The sequence below is a fragment of the Streptomyces sp. SID9727 genome (genome assembly GCF_010550605.1).
GTDB lineage: Bacteria > Actinomycetota > Actinomycetes > Streptomycetales > Streptomycetaceae > Streptomyces.
Genome location: NZ_JAAGNI010000479.1, coordinates 1 through 16,695, shown reverse-complemented (window position 1 = coordinate 16,695; position 16,695 = coordinate 1). Strand labels below are relative to the sequence as shown.

Genomic DNA, 16,695 nt, shown 5'->3' with positions numbered 1-16,695 from the left:
CCCGGTCCTCACGCTGGTCGACACCCCGGGCGCGGCCAACGACGCGGAGGCGGAGCGGGCGGGCGCGGGGGCGGCCATCGCGGACGCGTTCGCGGCGGTGGCGGCGGCCCGGGTCCCGGTCACCACGCTGGTGATCGGCGAGGGCGGCTCGGGCGGGGCGCTGGCACTGGCCGCGCCGGACAACACGCACGTCACCCCGGACAGCTACTTCTCGGTCATCGCGCCCGAGTTGGCCGCCGCGATCCTGAAGCGCTCCCCGGACCGGGTCCGGGAAACGGCCGGCCAGCTCCGGCTGCGCCCGCAGGACCTGGTGGACCTGGGCGTGGCCCGCTCGGTGGCCGCCTGCCCGCCTGCCGACGGGCAGGGGGCGTGAAGGCTGACTAGCGTGAACAGGGGGCGTTCACTCGTACGAGGAGATGACCACGATGCCCGCAGAAACGACCGAGGGCACACCCTGCTGGGCCGACGCGACGTTCACCGATCCGGAGGGCGCCAAACGCTTCTACGGTGAGCTGCTGGGCTGGACGTTCGGCGCATCGCTGCCGGAGTACGGCGACTACACCCAGGCCCAGGTGGACGGCAAGGCGGTCGCCGCGCTGATGCCGCCGGGGCCGGGCGGGATGCCGACGGGCTGGTGCCTGTACCTGGCCTCGCCGGACGCGGCCGCCACCGCGTCGAAGATCCGTGCCCACGGCGGCACCGTCCTGGTGGAGCCCATGCGGGTCGGCGAGTTCGGCACGATGGTGCTGGCCACCGACCCCGGCGGGGTGACCTTCGGGGTCTGGGAGCCCGGCAGCCACCAGGGCTTCGAGACCGTCCGGGCTCCCGGCGCCTTCGCCTGGGCCGAGGTCTTCACCCGCGCCCCGGAGAAGGCGGACGCCTTCTTCCCGGCGGTCTTCGGCTACGGCGTGCAGCGCATGGTGGACGACGGGGCCGACTTCACGCTCTACGACCTGGGCGCCGACCCGGTCATGGGCCGTATGAGGATGACGGACGACTTCCCGGCGGACGTGGAGCCGTACGTGAACGTGTACTTCGGGGTGGACGACTGCGACGCGGCGGTGGAGAAGGCGAAGTCGCTGGGAGCGACGCTGCGGTTCGGTCCGATGACCATCCCGTTCGGCAGGTTCGCCGCGCTCACGGACCCGCAGGGCGCACCGTTCTCGCTGTTCGACAGCGGTACGACGGGCGGCGAGATGCCCACACTGGAGCGGGAGGCGTAGAGCCGCCGCCCCCTCTACGCCTCGGGGTGGCGCGCGTCGTACCGGGCGAAGGCGGGCCACCGCAGCGCGAGCAGCCCCACGGCGACGGCACACGCGATCCCGCCGCCGGTCACGGCGAGACCGGGGGAGGTCAGGTCGGCGGCGGACCCGGCGAGGAAGTCCCCCAGCCGGGGCCCGCCGGCCACCACCACGATGAAGACGCCCTGGAGCCGTCCGCGCAGCTCGTCCGGCACGGCCGCCTGGAGCATGGTGTTGCGGAAGACCATGGACGTGGTGTCGGCGGCCCCGGCGAGCGCCAGGAACAGGATCCCCAGCCAGAGCTGCCGGGTCAGCCCGAAGACGGCGATGGCGGCGCCCCAGCAGGCGACGGCGACCAGGACCGCGAGACCGTGCCGCCGGACGCTGCCGAGCCATCCGGAGAACACCCCGCCGAGGAGCGCCCCGAGCGCCGGTGCGGCGACGAGCAGTCCGGTGGTCTTCGCGTCGCCCCCGTACCAGACGACGGCGACGACGGGGAAGAGCGCGCGGGGCTGGGCGAGCACCATGGCGCACAGGTCGCTGAGGAACGTCATCCGCAGGTTGGGCCGGGTCCCGAGGAACCGCAGGCCGTCCAGGACGGAGGCCCGCTTCCGGTTCGCCGCGTCGTCCCGGTCGGGCAGCATGGAGGGCAGCCGCCACATCGCGTAGAGGGAGGCCGTGAAGGTGACGGCGTCGACCCCGTACGCGGCCCGGTACCCCCACCAGCCGACGATGAGGCCGCCGAGCATGGGCCCGACGAGCGTGCCGGTGGTGCTGGTCATCGAGTTCAGCGCGTTGGCGGCGGGCAGCTGCTCGGCCGGCAGCAGCCGGGCGATCATCGAGCTGCGGGCGGGCGAGTTGAGCGCGAAGCAGACGGCCTGGAGCGCGACGACCCCGTACAGCACCCCCACCCGTTCGACCCCGGCCACGGTGACCCCGACGAGCGCCACCGACAGCAGGAACGAGCCGAACGCGCTGACCAGCCCCAGCTTCCGCCGGTCCACGGTGTCCGCCACGGCACCGCCGTACAGCCCGAAAACCACGAGCGGCACCAGCGAACACGCCCCGATGAGCCCCACGGAGAACGCCGACCCGGTCAGGTCGTACACCTGCAACGAGACCGCGAGCGCGGTCATGCCCTGCCCGATCCAGGACACGGTGTTCCCGAACCAGAGCCGCCGGTAGTCGGGCGAAGTGCGCAAAGGGGTCAGGTCGGCGAATATGCGTCCCCGGGCCGCCGGTTCGTCGGCGCCCTCGGCGGATTCGGTCAGGGATTCGGTCACGCGGAATGGTATCGACCGGTCAGGACGTCGGAGGAAGGCCCTAAAGTGCCGCCATGACCGACGGAATCGCGTGGCTGGACGACGAGCTCGGCCGGGAGGGCTACTCCCTCACCATGGTGAAGGGCATCACCCCCGAGACCCTCGCGGTGCACCTGGGTGCGCGGCCGGGCACGCTCATCGATCCGGAGACCGCCCCGGGGGCGGCGGATCTCTTCCACGGGCCCGGTTCCTCGGAACTTCCGGACTGGGCGATGGTGGGCGAGGCGGCCGGCTGGGCGTTCGCCCTGGAGACGCCCGAGGCCGGACACCGCGACGATCGGCTGGCCCCCGGCAGAGACCTCAGATCCCGCCACACGGTCGTGGACATCCTCGACACCACCATGGACCCCCCGTCCGTCACGGTGACCGTGGACGGCGAGACCGACTGGACGCTCCGGGAGTACGGGACGGCCGACGCCGCCCACCCGGTGAGCCGGCGCCTGATCGCGGAGGCCGGTTTCCGCGCCCGCCCCCACGGCGCCTTCGGGGACGACGCGTCCGACGTCTACCGGGTCCTCGGCGACCACTACGGCCTGACGCTGCCCCGGGCAGCCGTCACGGAGGCCCGCCTGCCCCACGTGTTCACGGAACCGAGGACCCTGCTCCACACGGAGGCGCGCTGCCCGTCCTGCGGCGAGACCCGGATGCTGCCCCATGGGCCCCGGCTGGTCTGCGTCTACTACAAGGTCCGCGACGTACCGGGATACCCCCCGCCGGGGTGCCCGGGGGAGGTCACGGGTGCGGTGCGCGGGGAGCCCAACCCGAAGTACGGGAACGTGCCGCGTCGGCCTGGGGAGGCGGACGAGACGGAACACGCGTCGCGCGGCCGGCGAAGGGCAGCGACGAACCCGTCGCGCTGCTGACACCGGCTTCACCGTCTCGCCCGCCGAACACCTGCCGCCGGGCAGTCTGTCGCGGATGGTGAGGTTGCGGATGATCACGTTCTTCGTGCCGGAGGCGAGGAAGAAGCCGCCGTTGACGCTCTGGCCGGAGGTGCCGACACCGACCACCGTCTTGTCGGACTTGACGGGAATCTCGCGCCCGTACGGGGCCACCTTGATGGCCCCGGCGACCTTGATGGTGTACGGCTCGGACGCCGTCGCGTACGTCACGAGATCGGCGTAGGTCTTCACGGTGACCGTGGCCCCGGCCGCGCCGCCGGTGGTGCCGCCCCCGGTGGACGCGAAGCCGTCGGCGGTGCTCGACCAGGACCGGCCGTTCCCGCCTCCGCCGCAGCCGCAGCCTCGAACTCGCCTCGCTCACCCCTCGCGGCCAGCTTCTCAGCAGCTTCCATCCGCTTGACGCGCGCCACGTAGTCCCTCAAAGCCCCGTTGACCGTCTCCTTCTTCGTCGAGACACCCATGAGCCGCATCGCCTCAGCCAGCGCCTCGTCATCGAGATCGACCTGCGTCACAGACATATCAGCCACCCCCTCACCTGAGTCCACGATGTACATAGATGCGATACATCACCAACATCCGTGGACGGCAGATCACCGAACGCGGCATAGAGGGAGCCCGCCCGGCCGCGCAACGGCGACCACCAGCCACATGCCGAGCGACTGATGTCGAAGCAGTGAGGCAGGGCCCCTGCTTCAGCGGCCGTGGGACCCAGCAACAACGCGCACTCCGGCGATCATCACAAAAGGCCAGGTCAGGCGAGCATCACGGGTGCCGCCGCCAAGCGAAAGCGGCTCAGTATCGCACCGCGTGCGGCGAGTACCGCACGGAAAACGGCCACAAGAACTGCGTTTTCGCAGGTCAGATCGATTCTGCTGAGTGGGGCGGGTGGGACTCGAACCCACGGCCGACGGATTATGAGTCCGCTGCTCTAACCGGCTGAGCTACCGCCCCGTCTCGGCGTGGCGCGTACAAGTGTGCGCACCGTCTGCCGCAGCATAGCCGGTCATACGATCTCCCGCTGCGGCTGCCCGGCTGTTGATGACCATGAAGACGGCGCTGCTCGCCGCCCGGTTCCGGGCACACGAAAAAGGACCCCGCAGGGGTCCTCTTCCGATCGCTCCCCCGACTGGACTCGAACCAGTAACCCTCCGGTTAACAGCCGAATGCTCTGCCAATTGAGCTACAGGGGATCGCGCTCCCCCGACTGGACTCGAACCAGTAACCTGCCGGTTAACAGCCGGCTGCTCTGCCAATTGAGCTACAGGGGATTGCTGCGGTGCCTCGAACGTACCTGCCTGGCGGATGCCGGGCGGCGCGCGCTCGCTGCGACACATACATTAGCGCAAGCAGGGGGGTGCTTTGCCAATCGGTATCGACCGGGGTGATCTCGGGCGTCTGCGGGTAGGCGGGCAGCACACGTCGCACGGAGCGAAGGAAGGGTGGCAGCCATGCGGTACCGGCTCACGTTCATCGCCGGAATGGCCCTCGGATACGTGCTCGGCACGCGGGCCGGGCGCGAGCGTTACGAGCAGCTGAAGAAGTCCGCGCGCCAGTTCGCCCAGAACCCGGCCGTGCGCAACACCTGCGAGACGGCGGCCCAGAACGGCCGGGAGTTCGCGGGGAAGGCGTACCACGCCGTGGGCGAGAAGGTCGGCGACAAGGTGCCGGCGTCCGTGGCGGACCGGGTCCGGTCCATGCGGGGACGCGGGAACGGCGTCGAGGACGACTGGGGGACCACCAACACCTAGCCGGCCCCGCCGTCGGTTCTGCCGCGCCACCGGTACGGGAAACCTCCGGGGGTGCGGCAGAATCTGTGTATGGGCATAGTCGCCGGCTTGGACAGTTCTTCCGCCTTCACACACATCGTGGTCTGCGATACGGACACGGGCGCCGTACTGCGCGAGGGGTACGCCCCGCACCCCGTCGAGGCCAAGGCCGCCGAGGCCGACCCGCAGGCGTGGCTGCTCTCCCTCGGTGAGGCCGCCACCGGCGGGCTGCTCGAAGGGGTGCAGGCCATCGGCGTCTCCGCGCAGCAGCACGGGCTCGTACCCCTGGACCACCAGGGCAACCTCGTGCGCCCCGCGCTGCTCGGCAACGACAAGCGGGCGCAGGCCGCCGCGGCCGATCTGATCGACGGGCTGGGCGGGCGGCAGGCGTGGGCCGAGGCGGTCGGCGCGGTGCCGCAGTCCGCACAGCCGGTGGCGAAACTGCGCTGGCTGGCGCGGTCCGAGCCGGAGCAGGCGCAGCGGGTGGCGGCGGTGCTCCAGCCGCACGACTGGCTGGTGTGGCAGCTGCTCGGGCGGCCGGCCCGGCGGACCACCGACCGGGGTGCCGCGTCCGGCACGGGTTACTGGTCGGCGGGGACCGAGTCCTACCGGCCGGACCTGGTGGAGCTGGCGCTCGGCCGTCAGGCGGCGCTGCCGGAGGTGCTGGGCCCGTCCGAGGCGGCCGGGATGACGCCGGAGGGGCTGCTGATCTCCGCGGGGACCGGCGAGACCATGGCGGCGGCCTTCGGCCTGGGCGTCGGGGTCGGGGACGCGGTCGTGTCGCTGGGGGCCTCGGGCTCCGTGATGGCCGTGCACCACGAGGCGCTGGCCGACCCGACCGGGATGATCACCTCGTTCGCCGACGCCACGGGCATGCACCTGCCGGTGGTGCACACGTCGAACGCGGTGCGCGCGCTGCGCGGGACCGCCGAGATGCTGGACGTGGAGGGGCTGGACGCCCTGTCCGCGCTGGCCCTGAAGTCGACGCCGGGCTCCTCGGGGCTCGTCCTCCTGCCGTATCTGGAGGGCGAGCGCACCCCCCAGCTGCCGCACACCGCCGGGACCCTGTGCGGGCTGCGGCGGGAGTCGATGAAGCCGGAGCACCTGGCGCGGGCCGCGTTCGAGGGGATGCTGTGCTCCCTCGCGGACGCGCTCGACGTGCTGCGGGGCCGGGGCGTGGAGGTGCGGCGGGTCTTCCTGCTGGGCGCGGCGGCCGAGCTGACCGCGGTGCAGCGGCTGGCGCCCGCGCTGCTGGGCACGCAGGTGGTCGTACCGGAGCCCGCCCAGTACGCGGCGCTGGGCGCGGCCCGGCAGGCGGCGTGGGCGCTCGGGGTCTCGCAGGGGGCGCTCGACGGGCGCACTCCCCCGGCCTGGCAGGGCGCGGCGGCGCAGGTGCTGGAGACCGGCGAGGAGCTGGCCGTGGGGCAGGCGGTGCGCCAGCAGTACATCGCGACGCGGGACCAGATCCACCCGGGGGCGTTCGACTCGCCACGGTGAGTGCGGAGGGGACGCGAAATTGTGGACCGGGTCCGTTTTTTGACCTGGACTTGAAGAAAAACGTTCGCGGTCCCGGCGAGCGGTGCCGGAAGATGGGTCGGCTCCCCCCGACCTACGCCGACTCCGAGAGACACGCGTGCTCATAAAAATTCTGCGGGCCTATCTCGGTCCGTACAAGAAACCACTCGCGGTGCTGGTCGTCTTCCAGCTGCTCCAGACCTGCGCCACCCTCTACCTGCCGACCCTCAACGCCGACATCATCGACAACGGTGTCGTGCGGGGGGACACGGGCTACATCCTCCAGTACGGCGGCGTGATGATCGTCGTCAGCATCGCCCAGGTGGTCTGCAACATCGGGGCCGTCTACATCGGCGCCCGCACCGCGTCCGCGCTCGGGCGGGACGTGCGGGCGTCCGTCTTCGACCGGGTGCAGTCCTTCTCCTCGCGCGAGTTCGGGCGGTTCGGCGCCCCGTCGCTGATCACCCGTACGACCAACGACGTCCAGCAGATACAGATGCTGGTCCTGATGACGTTCACGCTGATGGTGTCGGCGCCGATCATGTGTGTCGGCGGCATCATCATGGCGCTGGGCCAGGACGTCCCGCTCTCGGCGGTACTCCTCGCGGTGGTGCCGGTCCTCGCGATCGCGGTCAGCCTCATCGTGCGGAAGATGCGCCCGCTGTTCCGCCAGATGCAGAAGCGGCTCGACACCGTGAACCGGGTGCTGCGGGAGCAGATCACCGGCAACCGCGTCATCCGCGCGTTCGTGCGCGACACGTACGAGGAGGGGCGCTTCCGGGGCGCCAACACCGAGCTGACGGACGTGGCGCTGTCGACGGGCCGGCTGATGGCCCTGATGTTCCCGACGGTGATGACCGTCGTGAACGTGTCGTCCATCGCCGTGGTCTGGTTCGGTGCGCACCGCATCGACAGCGGCGGGATGGAGATCGGCGCGCTGACCGCGTTCCTCGCCTATCTGATGCAGATCGTCATGTCGGTGATGATGGCGACCTTCATGTTCATGATGGTGCCGCGCGCCGAGGTGTGCGCGGAGCGCGTCCAGGAGGTCCTGGAGACCGATTCCAGCGTCGTCCCGCCCGTCGAGCCGGTGCGCGAGCTGCGCGCCCACGGGCACCTGGAGGTGCGCGGTGCGGACTTCCGCTACCCGGGCGCCGAGGAGCCGGTGCTGCGGGCGGTGGACCTGGTGGCGCGGCCGGGCGAGACGACCGCGATCATCGGGTCGACGGGCAGCGGCAAGTCGACGCTGCTCGGGCTCGTACCCCGGCTGTTCGACGTGACGGACGGCCAGGTGCTGGTGGACGGCACCGATGTGCGGACGCTGGACCCGGCGCTGCTGGCGAGGACGGTGAGTCTGGTCCCGCAGAAGCCGTACCTGTTCTCCGGGACGGTCGCGACGAACCTGCGGTACGGGAACCCGGACGCGACCGACGAGGAGCTGTGGCACGCGCTGGAGGTGGCCCAGGCGAAGGAGTTCGTCCAGGGCCTGGAGCACGGGCTCGACGCCCCGATCGCGCAGGGCGGCACCAACGTCTCCGGCGGTCAGCGCCAGCGGCTCTCGATCGCGCGGACGCTGGTGCAGCGCCCGGAGATCTACCTCTTCGACGACTCGTTCTCGGCGCTGGACTACGCGACCGACGCGGCGCTGCGCACGGCGCTCGGGCGGGAGACCGCCGAGGCGACCGTGGTGATCGTGGCCCAGCGGGTCTCCACCATCCGGGAGGCCGACCGGATCATCGTGCTGGACGAGGGGCGGGTCGTCGGGACCGGCACCCATCACGAGCTGATGGACGGCAATGACACGTACCGGGAGATCGTTCTCTCCCAGCTGACGGAAGCGGAGGCCGCGTAATGGCCGGGCCTGGCGGACGCATGATGGCGGGCGGGGCGCCGACCGAGCGGTCCATGGACTTCAAGGGGTCCTCGAAGCGGCTGCTGAGGCGCTTCGCCGTCGAGAAGAACTCCCTGTACGTGGTGCTGGTCGCGGTGGCGTTCAGCGTCGGGTTCTCCGTGGTCGGTCCGAAGATCCTCGGCAAGGCGACCGACCTGGTCTTCGCCGGGGTCATCGGCCGGTCCATGGACGCGGGGACGACCAAGGAGCAGGCCGTCGAGGGTCTGCGCAGGAGCAACAGCGGCCTGGCCGACATGCTGTCCGGGGTGGACTTCACGCCGGGTCGGGGCATCGACTTCGGCGCGGTCGGCGAGGTCCTGCTGCTGGCGCTGGCGGTGTACGTCGGCGCGGGACTGCTGATGCTGGTGTCGACGCGCCTGTCGATCCGGATCATCAACCGGGTCGTGTTCCAGCTGCGCGAGGACATCCAGACAAAGCTGTCGCGGCTGCCGCTCGCGTACTTCGACCGCGCCAAGCGCGGCGAGGTGCTGAGCCGGGCGACGAACGACATCGACAACATCTCGCAGACGATGCAGCAGACGATGGGCCAGCTCATCAACTCGCTGCTGACGATCATCGGCGTGCTGGTGATGATGTTCTGGATCTCGCCGCTGCTGGCGCTGGTCGCCCTGGTGACGGTGCCGCTGTCGGTGGTCGTGGCGACGAAGGTCGGCAAGCGTTCGCAGCCGCAGTTCGTGCAGCAGTGGAAGGTCACCGGCAAGCTCAACGCCCACATCGAGGAGATGTACACCGGGCACACCCTGGTGAAGGTCTTCGGCCGGCAGGAGGAGTCCGCGAGGGACTTCGCCGAGCAGAACGAGGCGCTGTACGAGGCCGGGTTCAAGGCGCAGTTCAACAGCGGGATCATGCAGCCGCTGATGATGTTCGTGTCGAACCTGAACTACGTGCTGATCGCCGTGGTCGGCGGGCTCCGGGTCGCGTCCGGCTCGCTGTCGATCGGTGATGTGCAGGCGTTCATCCAGTACTCGCGGCAGTTCTCGATGCCGCTGACCCAGGTCGCCTCGATGGCCAACCTGGTGCAGTCCGGTGTGGCGTCGGCGGAGCGGATCTTCGAGCTGCTGGACGCCGAGGAGCAGGAGGCCGATCCGGCGAAGGGCGAGGGCGAGCACCCCGGCGTGCTGCGCGGCAGCGTCGCGCTGGAGCACGTGTCGTTCCGCTACGACCCGGAGAAGCCGCTCATCGAGGACCTGTCGCTGAACGTCGAACCGGGCCACACGGTCGCGATCGTCGGCCCGACGGGCGCCGGCAAGACGACGCTGGTCAACCTGCTGATGCGGTTCTACGAGGTGACGGGCGGCCGGATCACGCTGGACGGCGTGGACATCGCGAAGATGTCGCGGGCGGACCTGCGCTCGGGCATCGGCATGGTCCTCCAGGACACCTGGCTGTTCGGCGGGACCATCGCGGAGAACATCGCCTACGGGGCCTCCGGCGACGTCGGCCGGGAGCGGATCGAGGAGGCGGCGCGGGCGGCCCACGCCGACCGCTTCATCCGGACCCTGCCGGACGGTTACGACACGGTGATCGACGACGAGGGCTCCGGGGTCAGCGCGGGCGAGAAGCAGCTGATCACGATCGCCCGGGCGTTCCTGTCCGACCCGGTGATACTCGTGCTGGACGAGGCGACCAGCTCCGTGGACACCCGGACCGAGGTACTGATCCAGAAGGCGATGGCGGGCCTGGCGCACGGCCGCACCAGCTTCGTGATCGCGCACCGGCTCTCCACCATCCGGGACGCCGACGTCATCCTGGTCATGGAGAACGGCTCGATCGTGGAGCAGGGCACGCACGACGAACTGCTGGACGCGAAGGGCGCCTACGCCCGGCTGTACGCGGCCCAGTTCGCCCAGGCGGTCGCCGAGGTCGACTGAGCGGTACGGCCGCTTCGCGGCCGCCTCGGGGGCGCGCCCGCGCGTCAGTCGAGGTAGCCGCGGAGCTGGTCGGCGGAGGCGTGGTCGCGGAGTCTGTTGAGGGTCCTGGACTCGATCTGGCGGATGCGCTCGCGGGTCACGCCGAAGAGGCGGCCGATCTCCTCCAGGGTGCGGGGCCGTCCGTCGGCCAGCCCGTAGCGCAGCTGGACCACCTCGCGTTCGCGCTCGCCCAGGGTGGAGAGCACGTCCTCCAGGTGCCGGCGCAGCAGCAGGAAGGCGGCGGACTCCACGGGGGACGCGGCGTCGCCGTCCTCGATGAGGTCGCCGAGCGAGACGTCCTCCTCGTCGCCGACCGGGGCGTGCAGCGAGATGGGTTCCTGGGCCAGGCGCAGGATCTCGCCGACCCGTTCGGGCGTCAGGTCGAGGTGGGCGGCGAGCTCCTCGGGCGCGGGCTCGTAGCCGCGTTCCTGGAGCATGCGGCGCTGGACCCGGACGACGCGGTTGATCAGCTCCACGACGTGGACCGGGACGCGTATGGTGCGCGCCTGGTCCGCGAGGGCGCGGGACATCGACTGCCGGATCCACCAGGTCGCGTACGTGGAGAACTTGTAGCCGCGCGTGTAGTCGAACTTCTCGACGGCGCGGATCAGGCCGAGGTTCCCCTCCTGGACGAGGTCGAGCATGGTCAGGCCGCGGCCCACGTAGCGCTTGGCGACGGAGACGACGAGGCGCAGGTTGGCCTCGATGAGGCGGCGCTTGGCCGTGCGGCCCATGACGACGAGCCGGTCCAGGTCGACGGCGAGGCGGGTGTCGGGGTCCGGGGTGCGGGCGAGGCGCTCCTCGGCGAACAGGCCGACCTCGACGCGCCGGGCGAGCTCCACCTCGTCGGCCGCTGTCAGCAGCGGGATGCGCCCGATCTCGCGCAGGTACTGGCGGAACAGGTCCGAGGTGGGCCCGGCCTCAGGTCTGCCGCGCGGCTCCGGGGGCTCGTCGGGCTCCTCCATGACCACGTCGGGGTGGTTCGCGGCCCGCGCCTGTAAGGGGATGGCCGGGGCGCTCTCGGCTTCGGTGACGGTCCGGGTCTGCACGGGGGCGACCTCCAGGTGATCGCTGCCGGACCGCGGGGGTGGGGCCGCGCTCCGATGACTCAGGGCACCGCCATCCAGTGTGGGGTACGACACACAGCCGCCACGAGGGGCGTGCGGTGACTTTCTGAGTCCGCTCCGTTACAGACCCTGGGTCAGAGGGCGTCGGCGCCGTGGTTGCGCAGGGTCTGGGCGTACTGCTGGAGGACCCAGACCTCGTTCTGCGCGGCGGCGAGGTGGTCGGGGGCCACGTTGCTGCCGAGCCGGGCCAGGCTGCTCTGGACGTCGAGGATCCTGCGGTCGACGGCGCGCAGGCGGACCTTGACCAGGTGCTCACCGGCGTAGTTCTCGTCGATGGACTTGCCATGGAAGACCTCGACCGCGAGCTCGGTGATCAGCTTGCGGACGGCTTCGTTGGGCGTGGCGTCGAGGACCCGGACGAGATATTCGCGGCTGTCGGCGAGGCCCTGTTCGGCGCCGCCCGCCTCCTCGATGCACTGGCGCACGGCGGCGTAGGGCGGTGCGGTGAACTCGTCGGCCCCGTAGGCGTCGAAGGCGGGCGCGACCAGCTCGGGGCGCTGGAGGGCGAGCTTGAGCAGTTCGCGTTCGGTGCGGTGGGCGGGGCTGCGGAGGTTGAGCGCGGGGCCCGAGGGGACGGGCGGGGCCTGGACCTGCTGCTGGCGGGCTCCACCGCGGGCGGCGGGGGCGGGCCCGCGCCGGTCGCCGCCCCGGCCCCGGGCCCACTGGGCGAGCTGGTTGATCCGGTGGACGACGTACTCCTGGTCCAGGATGCCGATGAAGCCGGCCAGCTGGACGGCGACCTCGCGCTGGACGCTGCCCGTCTTGATCTTGGCGACGACGGGGGCGGCCTCGTCCAGCGCGGCGGCGCGGCCGGCCGGGGTCTCCAGGTCGTACCGCCCGACGATCTGGCGCAGCGCGAACTCGAAGAGCGGGGTGCGCGGTTCGACCAGGTCGCGGACGGCTTCGTCGCCCTTGACCAGGCGCAGGTCGCACGGGTCCATGTTGTCCGGGGCGATGGCGATGTACGTCTCGGCTGCGAACTTCTGGTCGTCCTCGAAGGCGCGCAGGGCGGCCTTCTGGCCGGCCGCGTCGCCGTCGAAGGTGAAGATCACGCGGGCGCTGCCGTTGTCCATGAGGAGGCGGCGGAGGATCTTGATGTGGTCGCCGCCGAAGGCGGTGCCGCAGGTGGCGATGGCGGTGGTGACCCCGGCGAGGTGGCAGGCCATCACGTCGGTGTAGCCCTCGACCACGACGGCCCGGCTGGACTTGGCGATGTCCTTCTTGGCCAGGTCGATGCCGTACAGCACCTGGGACTTCTTGTAGATCGGGGTCTCGGGGGTGTTGAGGTACTTCGGGCCGTTGTCGTCGTCGCGGAGCTTGCGGGCACCGAAGCCGACGACGTCCCCCGCGGTGTCGCGGATCGGCCACATCAGGCGGCCCCGGAAGCGGTCGATGGGACCGCGCCTGCCGTCCTGGGAGAGGCCGGAGGTGATCAGCTCCTTGTCGCTGAACCCCTTGCCGCGCAGGAAGCGGGTGAGGTGGTCCCAGCCGGCCGGGCTGTAACCGACGCCGAAGTGGGCGGCCGCGGCCTGGTCGAAGCCCCGTTCCGCGAGGAACGTGCGGCCGATCTCGGCCTCGGGGCCGTTCAGCTGGTCCACGTAGAACTGGGCGGCCGCCTTGTGCGCCTCGACCAGTCTGATCCGCTCGCCGCGCTGGTGGGAGGGGTTGTAGCCGCCCTCCTCGTAGCGCAGGGTGATGCCGGCCTTGGCGGCGAGCCGCTCGACCACCTCGGCGAAGGTCAGGTGGTCGATCTTCTGCACGAAGGCGATCGTGTCGCCGCCCTCCTGGCAGCCGAAGCAGTGGAACAGACCCTTGCTCGGACTGACCTGGAAGGAGGGGGACTTCTCGTCGTGGAAGGGGCAGAGGCCCTTGAGGTTGCCCCCGCCCGCGTTGCGCAGCTGGAGGTACTCGGAAACGACGGCGTCGATCGGGACCGCGTCCCGTACCGCCTTCACATCGTCGTCATTGATCCTGCCTGCCACGCATGGAAGTCTACGGGTGGGCTCGGACAGGAACGGCCGGGGCGGGGGTCGGTCCCGGGCCGGTGCGGAGGCTGTGGCGGGATCCCGCGCGCCGGCCCGGGGCCGTTCAGGCCAGGGTTTCCAGGGGCACCGAGGGGTCGGCCAGGGCGTCCGGGTCGACGGGGCGGCCGGCCCGGATCAGCTTCTGCACGTGCTCCGTGACGTCCCACACGTTGACGTTCATCCCGGCGAGCACGGTGCGGTCCTTCAGCCAGAACGCGATGAACCGGCGTTTGCCCGCGTCGCCCCGGATGACCACCTGGTCGTAGCTGCCGGGCGGGGCCCAGCCGGAGTACTCCAGGCCCAGGTCGTACTGGTCGGAGAAGAAGTAGGGCACCCGGTCGTAGGCGACGTCCTGGCCGAGCATGGCGCGGGCCGCGGCCGGGCCGCCGTTCAGCGCGTTGGCCCAGTGCTCGACCCGCAGCCGGGTCCCGAGCAGCGGGTGGGCGGCGCTCGCCACGTCGCCGGCGGCGTAGACGTGCGGGTCGCTGGTGCGCAGCGAGGCGTCGACGGCGATGCCGCCGCCCGCTTCGCGCGGGGCGATCTCCAGGCCGGCGGCCTCGGCGAGCGCGGTGCGGGGCGCGGCGCCGATGGCGGCGAGGACGTCGTGGGCCGGATGCTCCTCGCCGTCGTCGGTGCGCACGGCGAGGACCATGCCGTCCTGGCCGACGATCTCGGTGAGCCGGCCGCCGAAGTGGAAGCGGACGCCGTGGTCGCTGTGGAGCTCGGTGAAGATCTGGCCGACCTCCGGTCCGACGACCCGGAGCAGCGGGGTCGCCTCCGGTTCGACCACCGTGACCTCGGCGCCGTAGCCGCGGGCGGCCGCCGCGACCTCCAGGCCGATCCAGCCGGCCCCGGCGATGACCAGGTGGCCGTTGTCGCGGCCGAGGGCGGCGAGGACGTTGCGCAGCCGGTCGGCGTGGGCGAGGCGGCGCAGGTGGTGGACGCCGGCCAGGTCCGTGCCGGGGACGTCGAGGCGGCGGGGTTCGGCGCCGGTGGCGAGGAGCAGCTTGTCGTAGTGGATGACGGTGCCGTCGCCCGTCTCCACGGTGCGCGCCTCGCGGTTCAGGGCGGTGACGGACTGGCCGAGGTGGAGCTCGATCTCCGCGCCCGCGTACCAGGCGGTCTCGTGGACGAAGACGCTGTCGCGGTCCTCCTTCCCGGTCAGGTAGCCCTTGGACAGGGGCGGGCGTTCGTACGGATGGTCGAGCTCGTCGCCGATCAGGATGACCCGGCCGCTGAACCCCTCCGACCGGAGCGTCTGGGCTGCCTTCGCCCCGGCCAGCCCTCCGCCGACGATGACGAACGTCCGATGCGCGTCGACCACGTGATGCCTCCTCGGTGCTTGCTGCGCGGCGCCAACTGCGAGCGTCCCGCACGCAGCGTAGTGGCGGAAGGGGGTGTGGCCCGATCAGGTCACTCCCGGTGGCGGGCGCCCTCCCGGGTGAGATGGGCGTGCAGGGCGCGGGCGGAGGCGTCCGTGAGGGCGGCGATCTGGTCGACGAGGACCCGCTTGCGGGAGCGGTCGTCGGGCGCCGCCTCGTACAGCGCGCGCAGCTGCGGTTCGAGCCCTTCGGGGGCCCGGGCGGTGAGGGCGGCGGCCAGCTCGGCGATGACGACGCGCTGGTCGGCGCGGATCTCCTCCTGCTCGGCGCGCTGCATCACGTAGCGGTCGGCGATGGCCTTGAGCACCGCGCACTCGTTGCGGGTGGCGCGCGGGACGACCAGCTCGGCGGCGTAACGGGTGAGGCGTCCGGTGCCGTGGGCCTGGCGGGTGGCGGTCTCGGCGGCGAGGCAGAAGCGGCCGATCAGCTGGCTGGTGGCGTCCTTCAGCCGGGCCTGGGCGACGGCGGAGCCGTCGTAGCCGTGCGGCCACCACTCCTGGGCGATGAGCCGGTCGAGCGCGTCGGCCAGCTCCTGCGGGTCGGTGTCGGCGGGGACGTAGCGGCCGATGGCCACGTTCCAGATGTCCCGGCGCTCCGGCTCGGCCTCCAGGCAGTTGGGGTCGATGTGCCCGGCGTGCAGTCCGTCCTCGAAGTCGTGCACGGAGTAGGCCACGTCGTCGGACCAGTCCATGACCTGGGCCTCGAAGCACCTGCGGTGGCGCGGGGCGCCCTCGCGGAACCACTGGAAGACCGGCAGGTCGTCCTCGTAGACCCCGAATTTGGGCGAGCCGGGATCGGTGGGGTGGGCGTCCCGGGGCCAGGGGTACTTGGTGGCGGCGTCGAGGGCGGCGCGGGTGAGGTTGAGGCCGACGCTGGCCAGGTCGCCGGTGCGGGTGTCGGGGACGAAGCGCTTGGGCTCGAGGCGGGTGAGCAGCCGCAGCGACTGCGCGTTGCCCTCGAAGCCGCCGCAGTCGGAGGCGAAGTCGTTGAGCGCCTGTTCGCCGTTGTGGCCGAAAGGCGGGTGTCCCATGTCGTGGGAGAGGCAGGCCGCCTCCACCAGGTCGGGGTCGCAGCCGAGGGCGGCGCCCAGCTCGCGGCCGACCTGGGCGCACTCCAGGGAGTGGGTGAGCCGGGTGCGCGGGCTGGCGTCCCAGGCGGGGCCGCGGGTGCCGGGCGTGACGACCTGGGTCTTCCCGGCGAGCCTGCGCAGCGCCGCGGAGTGCAGCACGCGGGCGCGGTCGCGCTGGAAGGCGGTGCGGCCGGGGCGTTTGTCCGGCTCGGGGTCCCAGCGCTCGGCGTCGGCGGGGCCGTAGGGCGCCGTACCGGGATGCTGTGTGCCGTCCGTGCCGTTCATGGGTCCGACAGTAATCCGCCGCACCGACAGGAGGGGTCAGGCGGAGGCCGGAAAACGTGTGTTCATGGGTATGTCGTACGCGGCGGTTCCGGCCGTGCGCGCCTGGTCGTAGCGGTGCAGGAGCAGCCGCGCCAGTGCGGGGTGGGCGCCGAGCGGGGCGGCGGCGATCCAGGGCGCGTGGGCGGCGGCGGCCGAGGCGAAGCGGCCCGGCGCGGTGAAGTACGAGGCGACGGCGATCCT

Annotated in this window: 13 protein-coding genes, 3 tRNA genes and 2 pseudogenes; 7 read left to right on the top strand and 11 right to left on the bottom strand. The window is 71.6% G+C overall.

Annotated features, from left to right (window positions below; all coding sequences use genetic code 11):
- On the top strand, positions 1–373 hold a 373-nt coding region (locus G3I41_RS33240), incomplete at its 5' end, for a carboxyl transferase domain-containing protein (RefSeq protein ID WP_275408470.1).
- Positions 374–416: 43 nt separating this feature from the next.
- Positions 417–1,223, top strand: a complete 807-nt coding sequence (locus G3I41_RS33235) for a VOC family protein (protein WP_164404245.1) — start codon at positions 417–419, stop codon at positions 1,221–1,223.
- 14 nt (positions 1,224–1,237) lie between these two features.
- On the opposite strand, the gene G3I41_RS33230 is transcribed toward G3I41_RS33235, so the two are convergent.
- A complete protein-coding gene (locus G3I41_RS33230) occupies positions 1,238–2,512 on the bottom strand; it encodes an MFS transporter (protein ID WP_164404246.1) in 1,275 nt (424 codons plus the stop codon).
- 65 nt (positions 2,513–2,577) lie between these two features.
- Here G3I41_RS33230 and G3I41_RS33225 point away from each other — a divergent pair, with 65 nt between their 5' ends.
- Positions 2,578–3,426: a hypothetical protein gene (locus G3I41_RS33225; protein ID WP_239081960.1), complete on the top strand. Its 849-nt coding sequence runs from the start codon at positions 2,578–2,580 to the stop codon at positions 3,424–3,426.
- A gap of 99 nt (positions 3,427–3,525) precedes the next feature.
- Here G3I41_RS33225 and G3I41_RS37750 read toward each other — a convergent pair.
- The 5 genes and pseudogenes from G3I41_RS37750 to G3I41_RS33200 form a co-directional block, all read right to left on the bottom strand.
- Positions 3,526–3,573 (bottom strand): annotated as a pseudogene (locus G3I41_RS37750) (hypothetical protein); the annotation flags it as partial.
- Between the two features lie 119 nt (positions 3,574–3,692).
- The gene (locus G3I41_RS37745; RefSeq protein WP_343242273.1) at positions 3,693–3,983 is read right to left on the bottom strand and encodes a type II toxin-antitoxin system VapB family antitoxin; all 291 of its coding nucleotides are present in this window, start codon (positions 3,981–3,983) and stop codon (positions 3,693–3,695) included.
- Between the two features lie 359 nt (positions 3,984–4,342).
- Positions 4,343–4,416: transfer RNA gene (locus G3I41_RS33210), tRNA-Ile, on the bottom strand.
- A 166-nt stretch (positions 4,417–4,582) separates the two neighbouring features.
- A tRNA-Asn gene (locus tag G3I41_RS33205) sits at positions 4,583–4,655 on the bottom strand.
- 5 nt (positions 4,656–4,660) lie between these two features.
- Positions 4,661–4,733, bottom strand: a tRNA-Asn gene (locus G3I41_RS33200).
- A 180-nt stretch (positions 4,734–4,913) separates the two neighbouring features.
- Between G3I41_RS33200 and G3I41_RS33195 the strand changes: the two genes are divergently transcribed.
- The 4 genes from G3I41_RS33195 to G3I41_RS33180 all read left to right on the top strand — a co-directional run bounded on the left by G3I41_RS33195 (position 4,914) and on the right by G3I41_RS33180 (position 10,529).
- Positions 4,914–5,213 carry a YtxH domain-containing protein gene (locus G3I41_RS33195; RefSeq protein WP_164404244.1) on the top strand — a complete coding sequence of 100 codons (300 nt, stop codon included), beginning with the start codon at positions 4,914–4,916 and terminating at the stop codon, positions 5,211–5,213.
- A 69-nt stretch (positions 5,214–5,282) separates the two neighbouring features.
- Positions 5,283–6,728 carry an FGGY family carbohydrate kinase gene (locus G3I41_RS33190; RefSeq protein ID WP_164404243.1) on the top strand — a complete coding sequence of 482 codons (1,446 nt, stop codon included), beginning with the start codon at positions 5,283–5,285 and terminating at the stop codon, positions 6,726–6,728.
- Between the two features lie 136 nt (positions 6,729–6,864).
- A complete protein-coding gene (locus G3I41_RS33185; RefSeq protein WP_164404242.1) occupies positions 6,865–8,598 on the top strand; it encodes an ABC transporter ATP-binding protein in 1,734 nt (577 codons plus the stop codon).
- Positions 8,598–10,529: an ABC transporter ATP-binding protein gene (locus G3I41_RS33180; RefSeq protein ID WP_164404241.1), complete on the top strand. Its 1,932-nt coding sequence runs from the start codon at positions 8,598–8,600 to the stop codon at positions 10,527–10,529. Before G3I41_RS33185 ends, G3I41_RS33180 begins: the two co-directional genes overlap by 1 nt.
- Positions 10,530–10,573: 44 nt before the next feature.
- Here G3I41_RS33180 and G3I41_RS33175 read toward each other — a convergent pair whose 3' ends face one another.
- From G3I41_RS33175 to G3I41_RS33155, 5 genes and pseudogenes are all read right to left on the bottom strand, one after another.
- Complete coding sequence (locus G3I41_RS33175; protein ID WP_239081961.1) at positions 10,574–11,680, bottom strand: RNA polymerase sigma factor; 1,107 nt, start codon at positions 11,678–11,680, stop codon at positions 10,574–10,576.
- A gap of 89 nt (positions 11,681–11,769) precedes the next feature.
- Positions 11,770–13,677 carry a DNA primase gene (dnaG, locus tag G3I41_RS33170; RefSeq protein WP_164404239.1) on the bottom strand — a complete coding sequence of 636 codons (1,908 nt, stop codon included), beginning with the start codon at positions 13,675–13,677 and terminating at the stop codon, positions 11,770–11,772.
- A gap of 106 nt (positions 13,678–13,783) precedes the next feature.
- Complete coding sequence (locus G3I41_RS33165; RefSeq protein WP_164404238.1) at positions 13,784–15,043, bottom strand: FAD-dependent oxidoreductase; 1,260 nt, start codon at positions 15,041–15,043, stop codon at positions 13,784–13,786.
- 89 nt (positions 15,044–15,132) lie between these two features.
- Positions 15,133–16,455, bottom strand: a complete 1,323-nt coding sequence (locus tag G3I41_RS33160) for a deoxyguanosinetriphosphate triphosphohydrolase (RefSeq protein ID WP_164404237.1) — start codon at positions 16,453–16,455, stop codon at positions 15,133–15,135.
- 36 nt (positions 16,456–16,491) lie between these two features.
- Positions 16,492–16,695: pseudogene (locus G3I41_RS33155) on the bottom strand (sirohydrochlorin chelatase); the annotation flags it as partial.

Coding starts and splice junctions, on each gene's coding strand:
- G3I41_RS33235 (WP_164404245.1), top strand. CDS start 417: ATGACCACGATGCCCGCAGAAACGACCGAGGGCACACCCTGCTGGGCC.
- G3I41_RS33225 (WP_239081960.1), top strand. CDS start 2,578: ATGACCGACGGAATCGCGTGGCTGGACGACGAGCTCGGCCGGGAGGGC.
- G3I41_RS37745 (WP_343242273.1), bottom strand. CDS start 3,983: ATGTCTGTGACGCAGGTCGATCTCGATGACGAGGCGCTGGCTGAGGCG.
- G3I41_RS33195 (WP_164404244.1), top strand. CDS start 4,914: ATGCGGTACCGGCTCACGTTCATCGCCGGAATGGCCCTCGGATACGTG.
- G3I41_RS33190 (WP_164404243.1), top strand. CDS start 5,283: ATGGGCATAGTCGCCGGCTTGGACAGTTCTTCCGCCTTCACACACATC.
- G3I41_RS33180 (WP_164404241.1), top strand. CDS start 8,598: ATGGCCGGGCCTGGCGGACGCATGATGGCGGGCGGGGCGCCGACCGAG.
- G3I41_RS33160 (WP_164404237.1), bottom strand. CDS start 16,455: ATGAACGGCACGGACGGCACACAGCATCCCGGTACGGCGCCCTACGGC.